18 protein-coding genes are annotated in these 22,110 nt (G+C 70.8%); 10 read left to right on the forward strand and 8 right to left on the reverse strand.

The genetic code is table 11. The features are described from left to right. The first annotated feature begins 131 nt into the window (after nt 1–131). Entirely contained in the window at nt 132–1,181 is a 1,050-nt protein-coding gene (locus tag MWN33_RS16795; RefSeq protein ID WP_247202193.1) for an AI-2E family transporter, read from the forward strand. Continuing rightward, nucleotides 1,181–2,725 (forward strand): alpha/beta hydrolase, encoded by a 1,545-nt coding sequence (locus MWN33_RS16800; protein ID WP_247202194.1) that lies wholly within the window; start codon nt 1,181–1,183, stop codon nt 2,723–2,725. Before MWN33_RS16795 ends, MWN33_RS16800 begins: the two co-directional genes overlap by 1 nt. A gap of 13 nt (nt 2,726–2,738) precedes the next feature. Here the strand turns inward: MWN33_RS16800 and MWN33_RS16805 are convergent, their stop codons facing one another. Both MWN33_RS16805 and MWN33_RS16810 read right to left on the reverse strand, forming a co-directional pair. Next, nucleotides 2,739–5,777 carry an efflux RND transporter permease subunit gene (locus tag MWN33_RS16805; protein WP_247202281.1) on the reverse strand — a complete coding sequence of 1,013 codons (3,039 nt, stop codon included), beginning with the start codon at nt 5,775–5,777 and terminating at the stop codon, nt 2,739–2,741. Next, nucleotides 5,777–6,865, reverse strand: a complete 1,089-nt coding sequence (locus tag MWN33_RS16810) for an efflux RND transporter periplasmic adaptor subunit (protein ID WP_247202195.1) — start codon at nt 6,863–6,865, stop codon at nt 5,777–5,779. The genes MWN33_RS16805 and MWN33_RS16810 overlap by 1 nt, the downstream gene beginning before the upstream one ends. Before the next feature lie 305 nt (nt 6,866–7,170). On the opposite strand from MWN33_RS16810, the gene MWN33_RS16815 reads away from it, so the two are divergent. The 8 genes from MWN33_RS16815 to MWN33_RS16850 all read left to right on the forward strand — a co-directional run bounded on the left by MWN33_RS16815 (nt 7,171) and on the right by MWN33_RS16850 (nt 13,968). Further along, nucleotides 7,171–7,719, forward strand: a complete 549-nt coding sequence (locus tag MWN33_RS16815; RefSeq protein WP_247202196.1) for a Na+/H+ antiporter subunit E — start codon at nt 7,171–7,173, stop codon at nt 7,717–7,719. Continuing rightward, on the forward strand, nt 7,712–7,984 hold the full coding sequence (locus MWN33_RS16820) for a multiple resistance and pH regulation protein F (RefSeq protein WP_247202197.1): 273 nt from the start codon (nt 7,712–7,714) through the stop codon (nt 7,982–7,984). Before MWN33_RS16815 ends, MWN33_RS16820 begins: the two co-directional genes overlap by 8 nt. After that, entirely contained in the window at nt 7,981–8,268 is a 288-nt protein-coding gene (locus tag MWN33_RS16825; RefSeq protein ID WP_247202198.1) for a cation:proton antiporter, read from the forward strand. Before MWN33_RS16820 ends, MWN33_RS16825 begins: the two co-directional genes overlap by 4 nt. Next, a complete protein-coding gene (locus tag MWN33_RS16830; RefSeq protein ID WP_247202199.1) occupies nt 8,268–9,188 on the forward strand; it encodes a hydrogenase subunit MbhD domain-containing protein in 921 nt (306 codons plus the stop codon). Before MWN33_RS16825 ends, MWN33_RS16830 begins: the two co-directional genes overlap by 1 nt. Then, entirely contained in the window at nt 9,185–9,514 is a 330-nt protein-coding gene (locus MWN33_RS16835) for an NADH-quinone oxidoreductase subunit K (RefSeq protein ID WP_247202200.1), read from the forward strand. The genes MWN33_RS16830 and MWN33_RS16835 overlap by 4 nt, the downstream gene beginning before the upstream one ends. Then, entirely contained in the window at nt 9,514–11,004 is a 1,491-nt protein-coding gene (locus MWN33_RS16840) for a complex I subunit 5 family protein (RefSeq protein ID WP_247202201.1), read from the forward strand. Before MWN33_RS16835 ends, MWN33_RS16840 begins: the two co-directional genes overlap by 1 nt. Nucleotides 11,005–11,014: 10 nt before the next feature. Then, nucleotides 11,015–12,646 (forward strand): complex I subunit 5 family protein, encoded by a 1,632-nt coding sequence (locus MWN33_RS16845; RefSeq protein WP_247202202.1) that lies wholly within the window; start codon nt 11,015–11,017, stop codon nt 12,644–12,646. A 101-nt stretch (nt 12,647–12,747) separates the two neighbouring features. After that, on the forward strand, nt 12,748–13,968 hold the full coding sequence (locus tag MWN33_RS16850) for an alpha/beta hydrolase (RefSeq protein WP_247202203.1): 1,221 nt from the start codon (nt 12,748–12,750) through the stop codon (nt 13,966–13,968). Between the two features lie 6 nt (nt 13,969–13,974). On the opposite strand, the gene gltS is transcribed toward MWN33_RS16850, so the two are convergent. The 6 genes from gltS to MWN33_RS16880 all read right to left on the reverse strand — a co-directional run bounded on the left by gltS (nt 13,975) and on the right by MWN33_RS16880 (nt 21,985). Beyond that, nucleotides 13,975–15,180, reverse strand: a complete 1,206-nt coding sequence (gene gltS, locus MWN33_RS16855) for a sodium/glutamate symporter (RefSeq protein WP_247202204.1) — start codon at nt 15,178–15,180, stop codon at nt 13,975–13,977. A gap of 20 nt (nt 15,181–15,200) precedes the next feature. Further along, nucleotides 15,201–16,652, reverse strand: coding sequence for a GntP family permease (locus MWN33_RS16860; RefSeq protein WP_247202205.1), 1,452 nt, complete (start codon nt 16,650–16,652; stop codon nt 15,201–15,203). Nucleotides 16,653–16,655: 3 nt separating this feature from the next. After that, nucleotides 16,656–17,642, reverse strand: coding sequence for a patatin-like phospholipase family protein (locus tag MWN33_RS16865; protein WP_247202282.1), 987 nt, complete (start codon nt 17,640–17,642; stop codon nt 16,656–16,658). Nucleotides 17,643–17,966: 324 nt separating this feature from the next. Further along, on the reverse strand, nt 17,967–18,179 hold the full coding sequence (locus tag MWN33_RS16870; protein WP_247202206.1) for a hypothetical protein: 213 nt from the start codon (nt 18,177–18,179) through the stop codon (nt 17,967–17,969). 93 nt (nt 18,180–18,272) lie between these two features. Beyond that, complete coding sequence (mdoH, locus tag MWN33_RS16875) at nt 18,273–20,453, reverse strand: glucans biosynthesis glucosyltransferase MdoH (protein ID WP_247202207.1); 2,181 nt, start codon at nt 20,451–20,453, stop codon at nt 18,273–18,275. Further along, nucleotides 20,441–21,985 carry an OpgD/OpgG family glucan biosynthesis protein gene (locus tag MWN33_RS16880; protein WP_247202208.1) on the reverse strand — a complete coding sequence of 515 codons (1,545 nt, stop codon included), beginning with the start codon at nt 21,983–21,985 and terminating at the stop codon, nt 20,441–20,443. Before MWN33_RS16880 ends, mdoH begins: the two co-directional genes overlap by 13 nt. Nucleotides 21,986–22,110: the final 125 nt, after the last annotated feature.

Here is a 22,110-nt window from a genome sequence, read left to right on the forward strand (position 1 = left end):
TCAAGCAGTGCTTCCGGCCATCTGTCGCGGGCGGGGAGCCTGACGAAGGACCACCCCGACCGGGTGGCAGGTTCCTACCGGCGGGCCGGCGTGATATCCGCCTGTATAGCCCCCGTGACCTGCAGGCTTTCATGACCTCCCGCGCCAATACCGTCTTCCTCGGCCTCATCGCCTTCGTCCTGCTGGCCGGGGCGGTGTTCTTCGCCCGGCAGATCGTGGCGCCCGTCGCCTTCGCGCTGTTCATCATCGCGCTGGTCTGGCCCCTCCAGCTCCGGCTTCAGCAGCGCCTGCCCGCGCTGCTCGCCATGGCGATCACGCTGGCGGCCACCATCCTCGTCATCGCCACCCTCGCCTATGTCAGCGTCTGGGGCTTCAGCCAGGCCGGACGCTGGCTCATCGCCAACGCCGCCCGCTTCCAGACGCTCTACACCGAGACCGCCGCACGGCTGGAGGAACTCGGGCTCTATTCCGCCGGCATGCTCGCCGACACCTTCAACGCCACCTGGCTGATCCGCTTCTTCCAGGGGGCCGCCGGCCGGCTCAACGGCATGGTCGGCTTCGGCGTGGTGACGCTGATCTTCGTCATGCTCGGCCTGCTCGAAGTCGAGATCGTGCGCGCCAAGCTGATCGCCGAGGCGGGCGAGAGAGGCCGCATGCTGGTGCGCGCCTGCACCGCGACCGCCGCCAAGTTCCGCACCTACATGATGGTGCGCACGGTGATGAGCGTGCTCACCGGCCTTTTCGTCTGGGCCGTCACCGCGGCGCTGGGGCTCGACCTCGCCCCGGCTTTCGGCGTCATCGCCTTCGCGCTCAACTACATCCCCTTCATCGGCCCGCTGGTGGCGACCGTGCTGCCGACCCTGTTCGCGCTGGCGCAGTTCGGCTCGTGGGAGACCGCCGTGCTGGTCTTCCTCGCCATGAACGTCATCCAGTTCTTCAGCGGCAGCTATATCGAGCCGCGCATGGCCGGACGGGCGCTGGCCATCTCGCCCTTCCTCGTCCTGTTCGCCGTGTTCTTCTGGTCCTTCATGTGGGGACTTTCCGGCGCCTTCATCGGCGTGCCGCTGGTCATCGCCGCCCTCACCTTCTGCGAGGAGGCCGAGAGCACGCGCTGGATCGCCCGCCTGCTGTCCGGCCGCCAGGAGGCGGCGCCTGAACCCGCACCGGAGACCGCCGCCTGATGTTCGCCCGTCTCAAGAGAACCGTCCGCTGGCTCGTCATCCTGCTCGTGCTGGGCTTCGTCGCCTTCCTCGGCATGCGCGTGTGGTTCGCCCAGACCGGCGCGCCGCTGGAGGCCTGGCACACCTTCGTGCCGGAGGAGATGAGCATCGCCGAGCTCGACGCCGCCGACTGGGCCGGCTACCTCGCCCGCGAGGACAAGCTCTTCGCCGAGGTGATCGCCGAGGTGGTGCAGAAGCTGCCGGAGGACGAGCGCATCCCCTCCAACCGCTACTTCGCCGGCAGCGTCGTCTATCCCCCCAGCCTGACGCAGAATTTCAACCGCTCCTATGAGCTGCTGCCGGCGGGCGAGCCGGTCGGCGCCGTGGTGCTGCTGCACGGGCTGACGGATTCGCCCTACAGCCTGCGCCATGTCGGACGGCGCTACGCCGAGGCCGGCTACGTGGTCGTCGCCCCGCGCCTGCCCGGCCACGGCACCGTGCCCGCCGGCCTCACCGCCGCGGAATGGGAGGACTGGCTGGCTGCGACCCGCCTCGCCGTGCGCGAGGCCGCCGCCCGCGCGCCGGGCAAGAAGCTGGAGATCGTCGGCTTTTCGAATGGCGGAGCGCTGGCGCTGAAATACGCGCTCGACGCCCTCGGTGACGACAAGCTCGTGCGGCCGGACCGGCTGGTGCTCATATCGCCGATGATCGGCATCACCCGCTTTGCCCGCTTTGCCGGCCTCGCCGCCCTGCCGGCCCTGCTGCCGGCTTTCGACAAGGCGGCGTGGCTCGGCATCGTGCCGGAGTTCAACCCCTTCAAGTACAACAGCTTCCCGGTCAACGGCGCGGTGCAGTCGCATCAGCTCACGCGCGCGCTACAGGCCGCCATCACGCGGGAGGCGCGCGCCGGCCGGCTCAAGGACCTCGCGCCGGCGCTCACCTTCCAGTCGGTGATGGACTTCACCGTCTCGACGCGGGCGATCATCGACGCCTTCTACAGCCAGCTCCCGAGCAATGGCAGCGAGCTGGTGCTGTTCGACATCAACCGCAACACCAAGCTCGGCCCGCTGCTGCGCGCGACCTCCTATTCGGCGCTGCTGCGCCTCTTACCTCCGCTGCCGCGCAATTTCCGCACGGTGATCGTCACCAATGAGGATGCCGGCAGCGACCTCGTGGTGGAGCGCAGCATCGCGGCGGGGTCGAGCGAGGAGGTCGTGCGCCCGCTCGGTCTGAGCTACCCGCCGGACGTCTATTCGCTCTCGCACGTCGCCCTGCCCTTCCCGCCGGAGGACGGGCTCTATGGCTCGCACCCGGATCCATCCGAGAATTTCGGGCTCGAACTCGGCGCCATGGCGGTGCGTGGCGAGCGCGGCGCGCTGATCGTCAGCCTCGACGCGCTGGTGCGCATGTCGTCGAACCCGTTCTTTCCCTACATGATCGAGCGCATCGGCCCGACGTCGGCGCCAGCGGCGCCGGCCGGCGGCACGCCCGCCGCCGCGCCGCCGCCGGTGCCCGAGCCGGAAGCGCCGGCCGCCGAGCCCGCCGAACCCGCGCCGGTTCCCTGAGGGCGGCGCCCGTTCAGGGCGTCGCCGGCCGCTCGCGCCCCGCCGCCGCCAGATAGAGCGCCGGCAGGAAGATCAGCGTGAGCATGGTGGCGACCAGCAGGCCGCCCATGATGGCAAAGGCCATCGGCCCCCAGAACACGGTCGGGGCAATCGGGATCATGCCGAGCACGGTGGAGACCGCCGTCAGCATGATCGGCGTGAAGCGCGCGCAGGACGCGTCCATCACCGCCTCGCGCACATTCTTGCCGCCGGCGCGCTCGGATTCGATCTGGCCGATCAGAATCACCGCGTTCTTGATGATCATGCCGATCAGCGCCAGCACGCCGAGGATGGCGACGAAGCCGAGCGGACGGCTCGACACCAGCAGCGCCAGCACCACGCCGATCAGGCCGAGCGGTGCCACGCTCACTACCAGGAAGGTGAGCGAGAAGCGCTTGAGCTGGAACATCAGCACGGTGAACATGATCAGCAGCATGACCGGCACCACCGCGATCACCGAGGCGAGCGAGGAGGCGCTCTCCTCCACCGTGCCGCCGGTCTCGATGCGATAGCCGGCCGGCAGCGTCTTGGCCAGCGCCTCGATAGGCGGGGTGAGCTGCTGCACCACCGTCTCGGGCAGTTCGCCCTCGACGATGTCCGACTGGACGGTCAGCGAGGGCTGCCGGTCGCGTCGCCACACGAGCGGATAGGTCTGCTCGTAGTCGAAGGTGGCGAACTGGCTGAGCGGCACGGTGCGCCCGCCGGGCAGCGGCACTTCCAGCGTGCGCAGTGTGTCGAGCGAGACGCGCTGCTCGTCGGTGGCGCGCAGCACCACGTCGACGAGATAGATGTCGTCGCGCACCTGCGTGACCGGGGCGCCGGTGACGACCGTGTTCAGCACCGAGCCGATGGCCTCCGTGGACAGGCCGAGCAGGCGCGCCTGGTCCTGGTCGACGCGGATGCGGATCTCGCGCGCCGGCTCGATCCAGTCATAGTTCACCGTTCGCGTCAGCGGATCGGCGGCGATGACCTCGGCGAGCTGGAAGGCGATGTCGCGCACCTGCGCCAGATCGGGCCCGATCACCCGGTACTGGATCGGCCAGCCCACCGGCGGGCCGAGTTCCAGCGGCGAGACGCGGCTCACCACATTGGGGAAGTCGTCGGCGAGCAGCTTCACCAGCTTGGCGTGCAGCCGCTCGCGCGCCGCCACGTCCTTGGCGACGACCACCGCCTGCCCGAAGAAGTCGTTGGGAAGCTGGGCGTTGAGCGGGAGATAGAAGCGGATGGCGCCGCGCCCGACATAGCCGCTCCAGCGCTCGACATCCGGGTCTCCCTTCAGCGCCGCGTCGAGCCGCTGCATGGCCCGTTCGGTGGCGTAGATCGAGGCGTTCTGCGGCAGTTGCAGGTCGACCAGCAGCTCCGGCCGGTCGGAAGACGGGAAGAACTGGCGCGGGATCAGCGGCATCAGCAGCACCGACACCACGAACAGGCCGAGGGTGACGGCGATGGTCACCCAGCGCGCGGTGAGCGCGGCGGAAAGGAAGCCGCGATAGACGCGCATCACCCGCCCCGGCTCGCCGCCGGCATTCTTCGGCGGCTTGAGGATGACGAGGCCGATCAGCGGCGCGAAGATCACCGCCACCAGCCACGACACCAGCAGCGCGATGGTGACGACCGCGAACAGGGTGAAGGTGTATTCGCCCGCCGAGGAGGCGGCGAAGCCCACCGGCACGAAGCCGGCGATGGTGACGAGCGTGCCCGCCAGCATGGCGAAGGCGTAGGTCTTGAAGGCGAAGACCGCCGCCACCTCCTTCTTCTCGCCGGCCGCGAGGCGCCCGAGCGTGGCGTCGGTGGTGGTCATCGCATCGTCCACCATCAGCGCCAGCGCGATGATCAGCGCGCCGAGCGAGATCCGCTGCATGTCGATGCCCATCATCCACATGATGGCGAAGACGCCCGCCAGCGTGAGCGGGATGGTCAGCGCCACCATCAACCCGGCGCGCACGCCGAGCGCGATGAAGCTGACCGCGAGGATGATGACGATGGCCTGCCAGAGCGATTCCATGAATTCGGAGATCGCGCCCGCCACCGTCACCGCCTGGTCGGCCACCAGATGCGGCTCGATGCCGATCGGCAGCTCGGCGGTGATCTGCGCCATCGCCTTGTCGACGTTGCGGCCGAGCTGGAGGATGTCGCCGCCCTCGCTCATGGCGATGGCGAGGCCGATGGCCGGCTCGCCGTTGACGCGGAACATCGGGCGCGGCGGGTCGGCGTAGCCGCGCCGCACGGTGGCGATGTCGGCGAGCCGCAGCATGCGCCCGTTGACCGCGAAATTGATGTTGGCAATGTCCTTCTCGGAGCCGAAGGCGCCGGAGACGTCGATCGCCAGCTTCTCGTCGCCGGTCTGGATGGTGCCGGAAGGCTGCACCACGTTCTGCGCCCGCAGCGCCGCCACAAGGGCGGAGCGGTCGATGCCGAGATTGGCGAGTTCGCGCACGGAGAACTCGACGAAGATCTGCTCGTCCTGCTCGCCCAGCAGCTCGATCTTGGCGACGTCGGGCACGTTCAGAAGCGTCGAGCGGGCGCGCTCCACATAGTCGCGCAGCTCGCGATGGGTGAAGCCGTCGGCGGTGAAGCCGTAGATAAGGCCGAACGTGTCGCCGAACTCGTCGTTGAAGCCCGGCCCGACCACGCCGCGCGGCAGGGTGTGGGCCATATCGCCGACGCGCTTGCGCACCTGGTACCAGACGTCGGGCACCTCCTCGGCGGTGGTGCTGCCTTTCAGATTGACGAAGATGGTCGTGAGGCCGGGCCGCGTATAGCTGCGGATGAAGTCGAGATGCGGCGTTTCCTGCAGCGTGCGCTCAAGCCGCTCGGTCACCTGCTGGAGCGTGTCCTCGATGCCGGCGCCCGGCCAGGCGGCCTGCACCACCATCGTCTTGATGATGAAGGAGGGGTCCTCGGCCCTGCCGAGCCGCGTATAGGCGAACACGCCGGCGCCAACGACCGCGATCATGAAATAGATGACGAGCGAGCGCTGGCGCACCGCCCATTCGGACAGATTGAATCCCATCACGACCCCGCCCCCAGCAGGCGGACCTTCTGGCCGGGATGCAGCGCCTGCACGCCCGCCGTCACCACCACCTCGCCGGGGGTGAGCCCGGATTCGACCGCGACGCGGGCCTGCGAGAAGCTGCGCAGCTGTACGTTGCGCAGCGCCACGGTCTGAGTGGCGGGATCGAACACCCACACCGCCGGCTGGTCGTTCACCGCCGTGAGCGCCGAGGCCGGGATGTCGATGACCGGATCGTTCTCCAGCCGCACCTGCCCGACCACGGTCGAGCCGAGCCGCATCGCCGCCGGCGGGTTGTCGAGGCCGACGCGCACGCGGAAGGTGCGGGTGACCGGATCGGCCTGCGGCGCCACCTCGCGCACGCGGCCGATGGCGGTGACGCTCGGGTCGTCGCTGAGCGCGACGCGGATCAGCGGATCGGGCGGCGCCGTGCGCAGGATGTTGGCCGGCACGTCGAACACCGCGTCGCGCCCGCCCTGCCGGGCGAGCTGAACGATCATCTGTCCAGCCTGCACCACCTCGCCGGGCTCCGCGCCCCGCGCCGTCACCGTGCCGGGGGCGTCGGCGACGAGATCGGTGTAGCTCACATTGTCGGTGGCGATCTTGAGCTGGGCCTCGGCGTCGTCGAGCGAGGACTGCGCCGCCTGCAGCGCGGTGCGCGCAGCGTCGTGGTTGGCCTGGGTGGTGAAGCCGTTGACCAGCAGGCGCTCCTGCCGGTCGAACGTGTTGGCGGCGGTGACGAGCTGGCTCTCGGCGGCGGCGACCGCCGCCTGCGCCGAGCGCAGCGTGTTGAGCGCGTTCTGCGGATCGAGCCGGGCGACCACCTGACCGGCCTTGACCTGATCGCCCACATTGACGTTGCGCTCGATCATCCGGCCGGAGACGCGGAAGGCGAGCGAGGCCTCGTCCTGCGCCAGCACCTCGCCGGTGAAGGAGACGAGCTGGCCGCCCTCGCCCTTCTCCACCGTGACCACGCGCACGGGACGGGGCTGGGGCGCCTGCGCCTCCTGCTCCTGCCCGCAACCCGCGAGAAGAAGGCTCGCACCGAGGGCGAGGCAACCCATCCAGGGCATTCCGGTCGTCGTCATGTGGAGGTGGTTCCTCAAAAACGGGCCACGCTCGGCGGGCCGCGATAGGGACGCTGTTCCCGTATCCATGGCTGACACGGCATCGTCACGGCACGGTGACGCGCCCCTGCGGCCCGGTCCGTCGACGGCTCCGACATTATACCCGCCGACGGTGCGAAGGAACCTTTCGCGGTGGGTGCCGGCTGCGTCTTTCGTCAGCGGATCGACAAAAGACCGGAACGAGCCGTATTGCGCCGCACCCGTTTCGCTCGGCACAGTAGCACCGTCGGCGAGGCTGGAGCGTCGCCCCACAGGAGATCCGCTTGGTGCCGAAGGCCCCGCGCCATCTTTCGCGCCGCGAATCAGCGCGCCGCCCGCGGCCGGCACGGCTGGCGAGCGGCCTCGCGCGCGCCGCCGGATTCCTGCTGCTCTGGCTGGCGCTGCACGGCGCCGCGCCGAAGGACCTGCCGGTCGGCGTGCTGGCAGCCGTCACGGCGGCGGGGCTGAGCCTGCGCCTGCTGCCGCCCTCCGGCCGCCGGCTCGACCTCGGCGCGCTGGCGCGGCTCGCCCTTGCCTTCCCCGTGCAGTCGCTGCGCGCCGGGCTCGACGTGGCGCGCCGCGCGCTGTCCCCGCATCCGAAGCTCGCGCCCGGCCTCGTCGCGGTTCCCGCCCGCCTGCCGGAAGGCACGGCGCGCGAGGCGTTCCACGCCTGGTACAGCCTCCAGCCCGGCACACTGCCGGTGGCGGCGGATGCGGCCACGACGCTGGTGCACGCGCTCGACACGGCCCAGCCGGTCGCCGAGGACTATGCAGCGGGCGAGGCCGCCTTCGCGGCGCTGGCGCGGGAACCGAAGCGGGAGCACGGGAATGGCTGAGTTCCTGCTGTTCGCCGCCCTGCTCGTCGCGCTCATGGTGCTCGCCAGCCTCGCCGCGCTGCTGCGCGCCCCGGCTCGCGCCGGCGGGGCCGACCGGCTGATGATCGTCCAGCTCGCCGGCACCGGCGGTACGGCGATCGCGCTGCTGCTGGCGGGCGCGCTCGACATCGCCTCGCTCACCGACGTCGCGCTCACCCTCGCCGTGCTCGCCGCCTTCGCTTCCGCCGCTCTCCACGCCGCCGGTGTCGCGGAGGAGAAGCGGTGAGCGCGCTGGCCGACCTCTTCACCGGCGCGATGGTCGTCGCCGGGCTGTTCTTCTTCCTCGCCGGCACGGCGGGGCTGCTGCGCTTTCCCGACACGCTGTCGCGCCTTCACGCGCTCACCAAGGCGGACACTCTCGGCCTCGGCCTCATCGTGCTGGGGCTGATGGCGCAGGCGCCGGGCCCGCTCGCCGCTCTGAAGCTGCTGGCGATCTGGCTCATCGCGCTGCTCTCCGGCGCCATTGCCGGCCAGCTCATCGCACGGGCCGCGCGGGACGGGCGCGGCTGATGAAACTCGCGCTCGACGCCGTTCTGGTCGCGACGCTGCTGGTGCTGGCGCTGTTCAGCCTCGCCGCACGGCAGGCGCGCGCGTCGGCCATCGGCTTCATGGGCTTCGGCCTGGTGCTGGCGCTCGTCTGGGTGCGGCTCGGCGCCGTCGACGTGGCGCTGACCGAGGCGGCGGTCGGCGCGCTTACCGGCCTGCTGCTGCTCGGCGCGACGTCGCTCGCGACCCCCGCCGCCCAGCCGTCCCGGCCGCTGCGCCTCGCCCTCGCCGGCTTGTGCGCGCTGGTGGCGGGCGGCCTCGCCTTCCTCGTGCTGGAGGCGCCCGATCCGGCGCCGAGCCTCGCGGCGGCGGCGGTGGAGCCGCTGGCGGCGCTCGACCTCGGCAACCCCGTCACCGCCGTGCTGCTGGCCTATCGCGCGCTCGACACGCTGCTGGAGACCGTCGTCGTGGTGCTGGCGCTGATCGGCATCTGGTCGCTGGCCCCCGATGCCGACTGGCGCGGCGCGCCGATGGTTCCGGGAGCCGACGCCCCGAGCCCGCCGCTGCGCCTGCTGGCCCGCCTGCTGCCGCCGGTCGGGCTCGTCGTCGCGGTGCATATCCTCTGGATCGGCGCCGACGCACCCGGCGGCAAGTTCCAGGCGGCGACGCTGATCGCCGCCATGGGACTGCTGGTGCTGATGGCTGGGCTCGCGCCGGCGCCGAAGCTGGGAAATACGCGGCTGCGCGCGTTGGTCGTCGGCGGGCCGGCGCTGTTCCTCGCCCTCGGCCTCCTCGGCTTCCTGGTGCCGGGCAGCTTCCTCGCCTGGCCCGAGGGCCTCGCCAAGCCGGTGATCGTCCTCATCGAGGTGGCGCTCACCACCTCGCTCGCCGTCCTGCTGGCGCTCATCGTGCTCGGCCCCGGCGCTCGGAGGCCGCGCGCATGAGCGGGCCAACGCTCTATGGCCTCGCCGCCGCGCTGCTGGTCGGGCTCGGCCTTTACGGCGTACTGGCGCAGGCCTCGCCGCTGCGCCGCGTGCTGGCCTTCAACCTCATGGGCGCCGGCGTCTTCCTGATGTTCGGCGTCGCCGCCCGGCGCGGCGCGGCGGCCGGCCTGCCCGGCGATCCGGTGCCGCAGGCGCTCGTCATCACCGGCATCGTCGTCGCCTTCGCCGCCACCGCGCTCGCCGTGATGCTGATGCGCCGGCTCGCTCAGACACGGGCGGAGGAAGCGGCCGCCGCCGCCTCGTCTGCCCCGGCGGAGCACGGCTGATGGCCGCCTCCAGCCCCGCCGGATATCTCCTCGTGCTCGCCCTCGTCGTGCCGGTCATCGGCCTGCTGGGGATGAGTGTGACGGCGCTCATCGGCCTGCGCCGGGTGGAGTTCGTCGCCTTCCCCGTCCTCGTCGCCGGGCTGGCGGTGGCCGGCGCCATCGCCACGACCGTGGCGGAGACCGGGGAGGCGCTGACCTATGTCGTCGGCGGTTGGGCGCCGCCGCTCGGCCTCGCCTTGCGCGCCGACGGCGTGTCGGCGGTCATGCTGGCGATGGCGGCTCTCGTCGTCGCCCTCGTGGCGCTCAACGCCCGCGCGCTGTTCTGTGCCGACGACGCGACGCCGGACGGCCGGCGCGCCTTCGCCTTCTGGTCGCTGCTGATGGGGCTGTGGAGCGCGCTCAACCTCGTGCTGGTCGGCGAGGACCTGTTCAACCTTTTCGTGGCGCTGGAACTTCTCACCTTCGCGGCGGTGCCGCTGGTCTGCCTCGACGGGCGGGCGGCGACGCTGGAGGCGGCGCTGCGCTATCTCGTCTTCGCGCTGATCGGCTCGGCGCTCTACCTGCTCGGCACGGCGCTGCTCTATGGCCGCTACGGCACGCTCGACATCGGCACGCTGCGCGAACTCACCCAACCCGATCTCGCCACCCATGCGGCGGTGGCGCTGATGATCGGCGGGCTGATGGCGAAGGCCGCTCTGTTTCCGCTGCACATCTGGCTGCCGCCCGCCCATGCCGGCGCGCCGGCCCCCGCCAGCGCCGTGCTCTCCGCGCTGGTGGTGAAGGCGCCGTTCTTCCTCATCGTGCGGCTGTGGTTCGACGTGCTGCCCGGCCCGCCGAGCCTGCCGGCGGCGCAGGTGCTGGCCGGGCTCGGCGCGGCGGCGATCCTCATCTGCAGCGTCGTGGCGCTGCGGCAGGAGCGGCTGAAGCTGATGATCGCCTACTCCACCGTGGCGCAGATCGGCTATCTATTCCTCATGTTCCGGCTCACCGCCGAGCCGGGCGTGCCGGCGTGGCAGACCATCGGCTGGACCGGCGGCATGCTCCAGCTCGTCTCGCACGCCTTCGCCAAGGCGGCGATGTTCCTTGCCGCCGGCATGATCGCCGAGGCGCTCGGCCATGACCGCATCGCCGAACTCGCCGGCGCCGGGCGCGCCGCGCCGGTCAGCGTGTTCGCCTTCGGCCTCGCCGGCCTGTCGCTGATGGGCCTGCCGCCGAGCGGCGGCTTCGTCGCCAAGCTGCTGCTGCTCAATGCGGCGACGCTGGCCGGCGCGTGGTGGATCGCCGCCGTGATCAGCGTCGGCGGGCTGCTCGCCGCCGCCTATGTCACCCGCGTGCTCAAGCGCGCCATGGCGACGCCGCCGGCGCCGCTCGCCACCCGCCCGGTGGCGCTCTCGCGCGAACTGACCGCGTTGACGCTGGCGCTGGTCGCCGTGGCGCTCGGCCTGGTGCCGCTGCAGCCCTTCGAACTTCTCGCCATCGGCCGGCCGTGAGGAGGACGCGATGACGCTTTCCGGCCTGCTGCTCCTCGCCACCCTCGCGACCCCGCTCGCCATGGTCGGGCTGTGCCTGCTGCCCGCCTTCCGGTGCCGCGTCTTCGGGCTGCTGGCGGTGGCGCCACTGCCGGGGCTGGCGACGGCGCTCGTCGCGCCGGGCGGCACGCTGCTTCTGGCGCCGGCGCCGTTCCGGTTGGTGCTGGCGCTGGACGCGCCGGGCGCCCTGCTGCTGGGCGGCGCCGCCCTGCTGTGGTCCGCCGCCGGCCTCTATGCCCGCGCCTACATGCGCGAGGAGACCGGCCGCGCCGGCTTCGCCATCTGGTGGCTGCTCACCATGGCGGGCAGCCTCGGCGTCTTCGTCGTCGCCGACATGACCAGCTTCTACCTGATGTTCTCGCTGGTCAGCCTGTCCGCCTACGGGCTGGTGATGCACGAGAGTTCGGCTCGCGCGGAGCGGGCCGGCTTCTTCTACATCGCGCTGGCGCTGCTCGGCGAAGCCTGCCTGCTGTTCGGTTTCGTGCTGCTCGCCACCGCCGGCCCGGTGGGCAACCAGCTCATCGCCGATGCGGTTTCGACGCTCGACGCCTCGCCCTGGCGCGCGGCGACGCTCACCCTGCTGATCCTCGGCTTCGGGCTGAAGATGGGGCTGGCGCCGCTGCATGTGTGGATGCCGCTCGCCCATCCTGTCGCCCCGATGCCGGCCTCGGCGGTGCTGAGCGGCATCGTGGTGAAGGCGGGGGTGATCGGGCTCATCCGCTTCCTGCCCTTCGGCACGCCGCTGGCCGACTGGGGCGGCGCGCTGATGGCGCTCGGCCTCGCCACCGCCTTCTATGGCGTCGCCATCGGCATCACCCAGCAGCATCCCAAGACCGTGCTGGCCTATTCGACGGTGAGCCAGATGGGGCTGGTGGCCGCCATCGCCGGCGCAGGCCTGGCCATCGGCGATACCGGGGTGACGGGGCTCCTCGCCTACTACGCGCTGCACCACATGCTGGTGAAGGGCGCGCTGTTTCTCGGCGTCGGCGTCATCGCCGTCACCGGGAGCGCCCGCCGGCTGCCGGTGCTGGCCGTGATGACGGTGATGGCGCTGAGCCTCGCCGGCCTGCCCTTCACGTCAGGCGCGCTCGCCAAATACGCGGCCAAGGCCCCCTTCGGCGACGGGCTGGCCGCAACGCTCGCCACCCTCTCGGCGGCCGGCAGCGCGCTGCTGATGCTGCATTTCCTGCGTCTCGTGGCGTCGACCTCGAAAGCCGCCCCTGAGGAAAGCGCGCCCACCGGCATGGCCTTGCCCTTCGCGGCCACCGCGCTCGCCTCGCTCGTCGCCGGCTGGGCGCTGCTCGGCCCGGCGACCGGCTATACGCTCGCCAACGTGCTGGCACCAGCCGCACTGTGGGCGGCGAGCTGGCCGATCCTGCTCGGCGGCGCCCTCGCCGTGCTTCTGTTCGGCTTCGGCCGGCGCCTGCCGCGCGTGCCGGAGGGCGACGTCGTGGTGCTGGCCGAACGCGCCGCGCCGCTGGTGCGCGCGCTCGGCGCCGGCATGGAGCGGCTCGACGCCGTGCTGCGCCGCTGGCCCATCGCCGGGCTCTCGCTGGTCGCCCTCGTGCTGGCGCTGGCGGGCGCGCTGAGCCTCGCGCCGTAGCGATTTCCGCCCGGCCTGTGTCCGTGTCGCGTCTGGTCAGCGGGGCGCAGGCGCGATATTGCTGCCCGGAAGCGTCCGGGAAGGTGCCCGGCGGAGGCGGTATGCGTCTGGTCGTTGTTGCGTTGGCCTGCGCCCTGAGCGCCGGATGTGCCAGCCGCCCGGTGGGCGTGCTGGAGCCGGTCGCGGCCGCCGCGCCGGACACCTCGACCGTTGACCTTCTGGTCGCCACCACCCGCGCGCCCTCCGACAATGCCGGCATCGTCTACACAGGCGAGCGCGGCTCCGGCGTCTCGCTCAGCGCCTTCACCGTCTCGATCCCGCCGGACGACCGCCGCGTCGTCGGGCAGGTACAGTGGCCGCGCCAGCTGCCGCCCAACCCCGCGACCGATTTCGCGGCGGTGAACGTGAAGCCGCTGCCGAGCGTGAAGGCCGCCAAGGGCTGGCTGGATTCGCATCTGCCGCCGAGCCGGCGCGTGCTTATCTTCGTGCACGGCTTCAACAACCGCTTCGAGGACGCCGTTTTCCGCTTCGCGCAGATCGTCCACGATTCCGGCTCGGAAGTGGCGCCGGTGCTGTTCACCTGGCCCTCGCGGGCGCGGGTGTTCGACTATCTGTTCGACCGCGAGAGCACCATCTTCTCGCGCGACGCCTTCGAGGAGACAGTCTGGCAGGTGGCGAGCGACCCCCGCGTCGAGGACGTCACCATCATGGCGCACTCCATGGGGGCGTGGCTCGCCATGGAGGGGCTGCGGCAGATGGCGATCCGGCGCGGCAAGCTGCCAGGCAAGATCAGCAACGTCATCCTGGCCTCGCCCGATGTCGACGTCGACGTGTTCGCCTCGCAATGGCGGGCGCTGAACGGCCCGCAGGCGCGCTTCACCCTGTTCGTCTCGCGCGACGACCGGGCGCTGCAGGTCTCGCGCCGCATCGCCGGCGGCGTCGACCGGCTGGGCCTGATCGACGCGCAGAAATACTACGCCGACCTCGAGAAGTCCGGCATCGTGGTGATCGACCTGACCGCGATGCGCACCGGCGACGACGCGCTCAACCATGGCCGCTTCGCCGCCTCGCCGGAGGTCGTGCAGCTCATCGGCCAGCGGCTGATCAACGGGCAGACCGTGACGGATTCGGAAGTGAGCCTGGGCGACCGCATCGCCGCCGGCGCCATGGGCGTCGGGCAGGCGGTCGGCGGGGCGGCGGGCCTTGCGCTCAGCGCGCCGCTGGCCGTCGTCGACCCGGCGACGCGCCGCACCTATCAGGGCCAGGTGGAGAATTTCGGCCGCACGGTGACCGAGACCGCCGAGGACCCCGGCGCCGACTGAGCCCGTTCAGCGCGCGAGGAAGCCGATCACCGCCGCGTTCACGATGTCGATGAAGAAGGCCGAGACCAGCGGCAGGATGATGAAGGCGCGCGGCGCGGGACCGTGCGTCTTGGTGACGGCGGTCATGTTGGCGATGGCGGTCGGGGTGGCCCCCAGGCTGATGCCGGTGAAGCCGGCCGAGATCACCGCCGCCTGATAGTCGCGCCCCATCGCCGGGAACACGACGAAGATGATGTAGGCAACCGCCACCACCGTCTGCACCGCCAGCACGAGCACCAGCACAAGGCCGAGCCCGCCGATCGTCCAGAGCTGCATGCTCATCAGCGACATGGCGAGGAAGACGTTGAGCGCGAGGTCGGAGACCAGCGCCAGCGCCCGCGTGCGCGTCGGCCAGCGCAGCTGCGGGAACAGGCGCGGCACGGTGTTGGTGAGCACGATGCCGACCAGCAGGCACACCACGAACATGGGCAGCTTGAGCCCCGTCTTCTCCACCGCGCCTTCCAGCGCGAAGGCGATCAGGATGGCAACGTTGAGCACCAGCACGGTGCGCAGCAGGCTGACATGGCTGATGTCGTCGGAGGCCGGCCCGCCCACGGAAGCCGGCAGGCCGACGATGGCCTCCTCGCCGGGCGGGCCCTTCAGCCCGTGGCGAGCGATGAGGTAGCGCGCGATCGGGCCGCCGGCAAGGCTCGCCACCACCAGCCCAAGCGTCGCCACGGCGATGCCGACCTCCATCGCGCTTGCCACGCCGAAGCGCTCGGAGATCAGCGGCGCCCAGGCGATGGTGGTGCCGTGGCCGCCGATCAGCGAGGCCGAGCCGAGGAACACGGTCAGCCCCTCCGGCAGGCCGAGCAGGGCGACCGAGCCGAGGGCGACGAGGTTCTGGATGACCAGGAAGGCGACCGTCAGCGCCAGCAGGATCACCAGCGGACGTCCGCCGGCGAGCAGGTCGTCGATGCGGGCATTGAGGCCGATGCCGGTGAAGAAATAGAGCAGCAGCATGTCGCGGGCTTCGAGCGCGAAGCCGATCTCGACGCCGAAGAAGCGGTAGACCACGAAGGTCGTCAGCGCCGCCAGCAGGCCGCCGGTCACCGCCTCGGGTATGTTCCAGGCGCGCAGCGGCGGGATCGCGCGGTTGATCCCCGAGCCGGCGAAGAAGACGACGATGGCGATGGTGAAGGTCAGCAGGCCCGAAACACTGATCGCCGTCATCGTCACTCCGTACCCGCCGGCTAGAAGCTGCCGACGGCCGATCCCAGCGCGATGACCGCCACCAGCGCCACTATGGCACCGACGATAGCAACCATGACGATGTCGAGGTAGCTCTGTTTCGGCGTCGTGCCGCAGACGGCGAGCAGAGTCACTACCGCCCCGCTGTGCGGCAGGCTGTCGAGCGTGCCCGCGCTCATCACCGCCACGCGGTGCAGCAGCGACGGGTCGATGCCGAGTTCGCCCGCGCGCTGAAGGAATACGGGCCCCAGCGCGTCGAGCGCGATGGTGAGCCCGCCCGAGGCCGAGCCGGTGAGCGCCGCGAGGATATTTGTCGCCACCGCCAGCGAGACCAGCGGCCCACCGCCGATGGAGAGCACCCAGTCGCGCACCAGCGCGAAGGCCGGCAGCGCCGCCACGACCGCGCCGAAGCCGACAAGGCTCGCCACCGAGAAGATCGGCAGCACCGAGGCATTGGCGCCGGCATCCATGGTGTCGCGCAGCTTGGGCAGCCGGCGCCGGTTGATCACGACCGTGGCCACGATGGCGACGATCAGCGCCACGGCCACCGACCACACGCCGCTGACCGCCGCCAGCGGGATGCCGCCCCAGCGCTCCTCGGCGAGAAAGCCGAAATCGAGCCGGGGCAGGATGACGAAGGACATGGCGAGGTTGACGACGATCACCAGCCCGAGCGGCAGCGCCGCGAGCGCGATGGAGGGCCGCTCGGCGCTCTGATGGCCATGGGCGATCTCGGCCGGGTCGAACTCGCGCGCCACCGTCGCCCGCTCGCGCAGCAGCGTGTCGTCGAGATGGGCGTTCACCGGCTGCGCATCGCCCTCGAACCCCTCCCCCGCCCGGCGCGCCGCCGCCTCGGCGCGCCCGAGCCACCACAGGCCGAAGCCGAGCATGATGGCGGAAGCGATGAGGCCAAGCCCCGGCGCCGCGAAGGGCGTGGTGCCGAAGAACGGCATCGGGATGGCGTTCTGGATCGCCGGCGTGCCGGGCAGCGCCATCATGGTGAAGGTGAAGGTACCGAGCGCTATGGCGGGCGCCATCAGCCGGCGCGGAATGTCGGCGACGCGGAACAGCGCCTGCGCCATCGGCGCCAGCACGAACAGCGCGACGAACAGGCTGACGCCGCCATAGGTGACGATGGCGCCGGCGAGCACGACCGCGAGGATGGCCCGCCCGGCGCCCAGCTTCGCCGTCATGAAGTCGGCGATGGCCGAGACCGAGCCGGAATCCTCCATCAGCTTGCCGAACAGCGCGCCGAGCAGGAACAGCGGGAAGAACTGGCCGACGAAGCTCGCCGCGCTGCCCATGAAGGTCTGCGTCCAGTTGGCGAGCAGCGGCTCGCCCGACAGCAACGCCGCGACCATCGCCGAGAGCGGCGCCAGCAGCAGCACGCTCCAACCGCGATAGGCGAACCAGACGAGGAGCGCGAGGCCGAGAAGGATGCCGAGGAGCCCCATAGCTCACACCCCTTCGAGCAGCACATCGAGATCGACCGAGGAGCGCTTGCCGATATTGTCGGCATCCGCCTCGAGGAAGGCGGTCGCGGCCTTGCGGCCCTCCTCGCGCAGCATGGTGAGGAAGTCCCACTCGGCGTTGAGCTTGGAGGAATAGCCGAGCGTACCCATGATCGAGTTGCGCACCAGATGGATGCGCATCTTCGCCCATTGCGCGCCCTCGCTATGACCGGGATCGGCCACCTGCCGCAGCAGCGCGATCATGCGCAGCTCCTTCAGCAGCGCGGAGTTGAACGACACCTCGTTAAGCCGGTTGAGGATCTCGGCCGCCGTGCGCGGCGTGCCCGGCCGCTCGATGGGGTTGATCGGAATGAGGATGGTGTCGTCGGAATCGAGCTCGCGCACCAGCGGCGTCATGGTCGGGTTGCCGGCATAACCACCGTCCCAGTAGCTCTCACCGTCGATCTCCACAGCCTGGAACAGCGTGGGCAGGCAGGCGGAGGCGAGCAGCACCTCCGGCGTGATCTCGGCGTTGCGGAACACCCGGCCGCGCCCGGTACGCACATTGGTAGCGGTGATAAAGACCTTGACCGGCGAGGCCTTCAGCCGATCGAAGTCGATGGCCTTCTCCAGTATGGCCAGCAGCGGGTTGGAGCCGCCGGGATTGAGGTCGTAGGGCGAATAGAGCCGCGACATCAGGTCCATGGCGACGAAGAGCGGCGAATTGTCGAGCGTCCAGCGCCCCAGCAGCACGTCGAGCGGCCCGCGCTGGAAGGGCGAGAAGCGGGCGGCATCCGCGACATGGCGCCAATAGGCGTCGAGCGCGGCGCGCGCGCCCTCCGCGCCGCCGGCGGCATAGCCGTCGGCCATCACCGCCGCGTTCATCGCTCCCGCCGAGGTGCCGGAGACGCCGTCGATGCGGAGCCATTCCTCCTCCAGCAGCCGGTCGATCACCCCCCAGGTGAAGGCGCCGTGCGAGCCGCCCCCCTGCAAGGCGAGGTCGACCAGCACGGGCGCGCGGCCAGCGGGCGGCGCTTCGGCGCCGGGACCAGCCGCAGGGGCGGGAGCGGGCGGGAGAGATTTCGCGGGAGAGGTTTTTGCGCGGGGCGTCGTCGCTCGGGCCATGGGGCACGCCTGTGCAGGAGGAACGGCGTACCCTATTCCGCTCCATGCTGCACCACAACATGAAAGCGGCGGCCCGGATTCCCCGCGAAAGACGGAATCGTCAGCCGGCGAAATTACTTAAGGAAATTCCGGCTTTTCATCACCCCGTCTCCACGCGACGGTATGCTGCATTGCAGCATCGCACGGGCACTGTCAGGCGGCGGCGTCGAACTCCTCGACATCCACCACGACCGCCCGCCCCGCATCCTCCATCTCGACCTGCCAGTCGACATTGAGCGCCGCCGCGTGCTGGACGCGGTCCCGCGCGATGCGCTCCGCCTCGCCGAGATCGGTGGCCTCCACGGTGACGTGGCCGACCTCACGCATGGTGACGGTGCGCTCAAGGGTGATGGTAAACTGGCTCATGGCGAGACCTCCGGCGACGGCCCTTGCTACGCCGCGATACGCCCGCGCTCTTTCGCAAAGGCGCGGCGCTTTCCGGCCCGCACGGCGGGACGCTTAGGTCGCGACCGTTTCACCGTCGCGAAGCCGCAGCAGCCGGTCGAGCGCCTCGGCATCGCCGAGCGCCGCCGCCGTCTCGCGCGGGGTCAGCGCGGCGAGGGCCTCGTCGAGACAGCCGGCGTCATCGAGCTTGGCGCGCGCGACGAGGCGTTCGGGCGCGTGGTCGCCCGCAAGGCGCCGGCCGCCATGGGGGAGCATCGCCAGATGGGCCGCAAGCAGTTCCGGGCGTTTTAACAGCGCATGGACGGCATCGCCCGGGAGCGTAGCGGCTTCGAGTTGATCCGCGATCTCGTTGGCCCGGCGCAGCACCGGCGGGGGCTCGCGCTCCTCGGGCGTGGCGAGCAGCCCCCAGCGGGCAAAGCGTGCGCCCGCCGCGCTCCGGGCGGTCCAGGCGACGAGCGGAGCGGCAATCGCCAGCCCGAGGACGACGGGGCTCATCCAGAGGAACAGCGGCAGCGAGATCGCCAGCGCCGCGCCGCCCATTGCGAGGCCGAACAGCGTGTGCGGCGCGAAATGCCTGAGCGTCGCGCGCAGCGGCACGCTGCCGTCGCCCCGGCGCTGCGGCGACCAGCCGCCGTCCCGGCCGGCGAGAATGCCGACCACCGCTGCCGACTGCGTGACCATCATCACTGGCGCCGCGAGGCCGGAGATCAGCGTCTCCACCAGGATGCCGGCAAAGGCCCGCAGGGCCCCGCCGAAGCCCCGGCGCGCCGACGCCTCGCGCATGGTCATCGCATAGGCCATCAGCTTGGGCAGCAGCAGGATCGTCATTGTGCCGACGAACACCCGCGCGGCGCGCGCGGGGTCCTGCGCCGGCCAGGCGGGAAACAGCGAGAATTGCGAGGGGAAGTAGTCCGGCGGCACGAAACGCGCCTGAAGGGCGATGAGCAGGCCCGCCAGCAGCATGGCGAGCCACAGCGGCGCGGTGATGTAGGAGCCGATACCGGTGAGCAGATGCAGGCGGCTAAGCGGATGCAGCCCCCGCGCCGGCAGCACGGCGGTGTGCTGGAGGTTGCCCTGGCACCAGCGCCGGTCGCGTATGGCGAGATCGGTGAGCGAGGGCGGCCCCTCCTCGTAGCTGCCGGCGAGCGCCGGAACCATGTGCACCGCCCAGCCGCCCCGCCGTATCAGCGCCGCCTCCACGAAGTCATGGCTGAGGATGTGGCCGCCGAACGGCTTGCGACCCTTGAGATGCGGCAGCCCCGCGCATTCCGCAAAGGCGCGGGTGCGGATGATGGCGTTGTGGCCCCAGTAATTGCTGTCCGGCCCGTGCCACCAGGCGAGGCCGCGCGCGATCAGCGGCCCGTAGAGGCGACCGGCGAACTGCTGCGCGCGGGCGAAGAGGCTGCGCCCGCCGACAATGACCGGCAGCGTCTGGATGAGCCCGACCTGCCCATTCGCCTCCATGGCGGCGGCAAGGCGGACGATGCACTCCCCGCTCATCAGGCTGTCGGCGTCGAGCACCAGCATGGATTCGTAGCGGCCGCCGAAACGCGTCACCCATTCCGCGATGTTGCCGGCCTTGCGGTCGGTATTGCGTGGGCGGCGGCGATAGAAGAGGCGCCCGCCGCCGGTGCGCTCGCGCAGCGCGAGAAAGGCGGCCTCTTCGGCGATCCAGATATCGGCATCCGTGGTGTCGCTGAGGATGAAGACGTCGAACGCTTCGGCCGCGCCGGTCGCCTCAAGGGATTCGTAGATCGCCTGCAGGCCGGCGAAGACGCGGGTGGGGGCCTCGTTATAGGTCGGCATCAGCAATGCCGTGCGGGTGCGCAAAACCGGCAGCGGCGCCTGCGGATCGATGCCGAGCCCGACGGCCGGCGCCATCATGGCGATCACCCCGCCGACGGCATTGGTGAAGGAAAAGCCGATCCAGGCGAACAGCAGGACGAAAAGGGCCAGCACCACGCCTTCCAGCGCCGTGAGGCCGCCGACATCGAGCACCCGGTACATCTCGTGCGCCCCGATGACGGTGAGCGCCCCCGCACCGCCGATGACGAAGGCCCGGCGCAGCAGCAGGCCCGCCGAAGCCGGCAGCCGGCGCGCCGGCGGTACGTCGCGCAGCGACTGCACCGGCATGTCGAGCGGTGCTTCCTCCGGCAGAGCGGGCGCGAAGCCGGTACTGCCCCCCGCGAGCCGGGCGGCCTCGGGATACGCGGGTGCCGCCGTCACGGCGTCCATCGGTAGATCCAGGTCTCGCTCAGGCGCTCCTCGCCCTGCGCGATCTGCGCCCGCAACTCCGCCAGCTCGGCGCCGCGCGGCTCGAAGGCGAAGGAAAGACGCAGGCCACCGATCTCCGGATTGGACTGGAGCACCACATTCGACACCGCGCCGGCACTGGCCGAAACGGTCGGGGAAACGGCGTCCAGTGCGAGGCCCTTCAGCCGCTCGCCGACGAGGTCGAGCACGAACAGCCGGTGATCGGTGCTGCCGCCGGCGCGCGTGGCGGCGAACCGTCCGAGCGGGGAAACGTCCGGCGTGTCCCAGGTCCAGTGCAAGCGGTAGGTGTGGAAATACTCCCCACCCTTGCGCAGCACCTCCTTCGGCCGCCAGAAGGCGACGATGTTGTCGTGCACCTCCTCCTTGGTCGGGATTTCGACAAGGTGGACCGCCCCCTCGCCCCAGTCGCCGATCGGCTCGACCCAGACGCTCGGCCGTCTCTCGTAACGGGCCTCCAGATCCTGATAGTCGAAGAAGGAGCGCTGGCGCTGCATGAGCCCGAAGCCGCGCATATTGGTGTCGGAGAACGAGCTGATCTGCAGGCGGTTCGGGTTGACGAGGGGGCGCCAGACGCGCTCGCCATTGCCGTTGATGAGGGCAAGCCCCTGCGCGTCGCACACCGCCGGGCGGAAATCGTCGATCCCGTCGCGGTCGTTCGGGGCGAACAGGAACATGCTGGTCAGCGAGGCGAGGCCCGCCTGGTCCATGTCGGTGCGCGGGTAGAGCGCCATCTCCACCGTGAACACGGTCGAGTCGCCCGGACGGATGGTGAAGCGGTGCGCGGCGGCGGCGCTCGGGCTGTCGAGCAGGGCATGCACGACGATGGAATTCACCCCCGGACGTGGCCGCTCGATCCAGAAGGCGCGGAAGACCGGGAACTCTTCGCCGCCGGGATCGCCGGTCTTCACCGACAGCCCGCGCGCCGAGGAGCCATAGACATGCCCCTTGCCGATCGCGCGGAAGTAGCTCGCGCCCTGAAAGACGGCGAACTCGTCGAAATAATCCGGGCGGTTGATCGGGCCGTGCAGCCGGAAGCCGGAAAAGCCGAGATCGAGCTTCGGATCGGGCCGCGCGACGCCATGGTCGAAGCGGAACAGGTCGGCGTTGTAGGGGATCGCCTGCGCTTTGCCTTCCGCTACGACGAACAGGTCCACGCGGTCGCGGAACAGGAAGCCCCGGTGCATGAGCTGCGCCTCGAAGGGCAGGCCCTGCCCCCGCCAGAGCGCGCGGTCGGTGTTGAAGCGGATATTGCGGTAGTCGTCGTAGCTGAGCTGATCGAGCGACTTGGGCAGGCTCTGGTCGCGCTTCGCGAAGGGCTTGGCGGCGAGGTCGCGCGCCATCTTGCGCACCGTCGCCGGATCGAACGGCAGGGCTTCGCCAGACGCCTCGCCCTGGGCCTCGGCGACGTCGAAGAAGCGTGAGGACAGCGGAAAACCCGCCGCCAGCAGCGGCGGCAGCAGGGCAGCACCAAGCAGCAGCTGTCGTCGATGCATCCGGGCTCCATCCTGTGCGGTTCGCGGGGCGTCTGGCGCCGCAGGATAAAGCCGGCAGGAAGGGCAGAAGTTCCGCCTCGCGCGTCAATCTTTCGCAACGCAGCAATACCGCCGCCGCGCCGCCG

It is taken from the genome of Ancylobacter koreensis, from assembly GCF_023016525.1.
In the GTDB taxonomy this organism is placed as follows: Bacteria; Pseudomonadota; Alphaproteobacteria; order Rhizobiales; family Xanthobacteraceae; genus Ancylobacter; species Ancylobacter koreensis.

Coding starts and splice junctions, on each gene's coding strand:
- mdoH (WP_247202207.1), bottom strand. CDS start 20,453: ATGGACGCCGTGACGGCGGCACCCGCGTATCCCGAGGCCGCCCGGCTC.
- MWN33_RS16835 (WP_247202200.1), top strand. CDS start 9,185: ATGAGCGGGCCAACGCTCTATGGCCTCGCCGCCGCGCTGCTGGTCGGG.
- MWN33_RS16830 (WP_247202199.1), top strand. CDS start 8,268: ATGAAACTCGCGCTCGACGCCGTTCTGGTCGCGACGCTGCTGGTGCTG.
- gltS (WP_247202204.1), bottom strand. CDS start 15,180: ATGACGGCGATCAGTGTTTCGGGCCTGCTGACCTTCACCATCGCCATC.
- MWN33_RS16820 (WP_247202197.1), top strand. CDS start 7,712: ATGGCTGAGTTCCTGCTGTTCGCCGCCCTGCTCGTCGCGCTCATGGTG.
- MWN33_RS16795 (WP_247202193.1), top strand. CDS start 132: ATGACCTCCCGCGCCAATACCGTCTTCCTCGGCCTCATCGCCTTCGTC.
- MWN33_RS16870 (WP_247202206.1), bottom strand. CDS start 18,179: ATGAGCCAGTTTACCATCACCCTTGAGCGCACCGTCACCATGCGTGAG.
- MWN33_RS16800 (WP_247202194.1), top strand. CDS start 1,181: ATGTTCGCCCGTCTCAAGAGAACCGTCCGCTGGCTCGTCATCCTGCTC.
- MWN33_RS16860 (WP_247202205.1), bottom strand. CDS start 16,652: ATGGGGCTCCTCGGCATCCTTCTCGGCCTCGCGCTCCTCGTCTGGTTC.
- MWN33_RS16850 (WP_247202203.1), top strand. CDS start 12,748: ATGCGTCTGGTCGTTGTTGCGTTGGCCTGCGCCCTGAGCGCCGGATGT.
- MWN33_RS16880 (WP_247202208.1), bottom strand. CDS start 21,985: ATGCATCGACGACAGCTGCTGCTTGGTGCTGCCCTGCTGCCGCCGCTG.
- MWN33_RS16810 (WP_247202195.1), bottom strand. CDS start 6,865: ATGACGACGACCGGAATGCCCTGGATGGGTTGCCTCGCCCTCGGTGCG.
- MWN33_RS16840 (WP_247202201.1), top strand. CDS start 9,514: ATGGCCGCCTCCAGCCCCGCCGGATATCTCCTCGTGCTCGCCCTCGTC.
- MWN33_RS16845 (WP_247202202.1), top strand. CDS start 11,015: ATGACGCTTTCCGGCCTGCTGCTCCTCGCCACCCTCGCGACCCCGCTC.
- MWN33_RS16805 (WP_247202281.1), bottom strand. CDS start 5,777: ATGGGATTCAATCTGTCCGAATGGGCGGTGCGCCAGCGCTCGCTCGTC.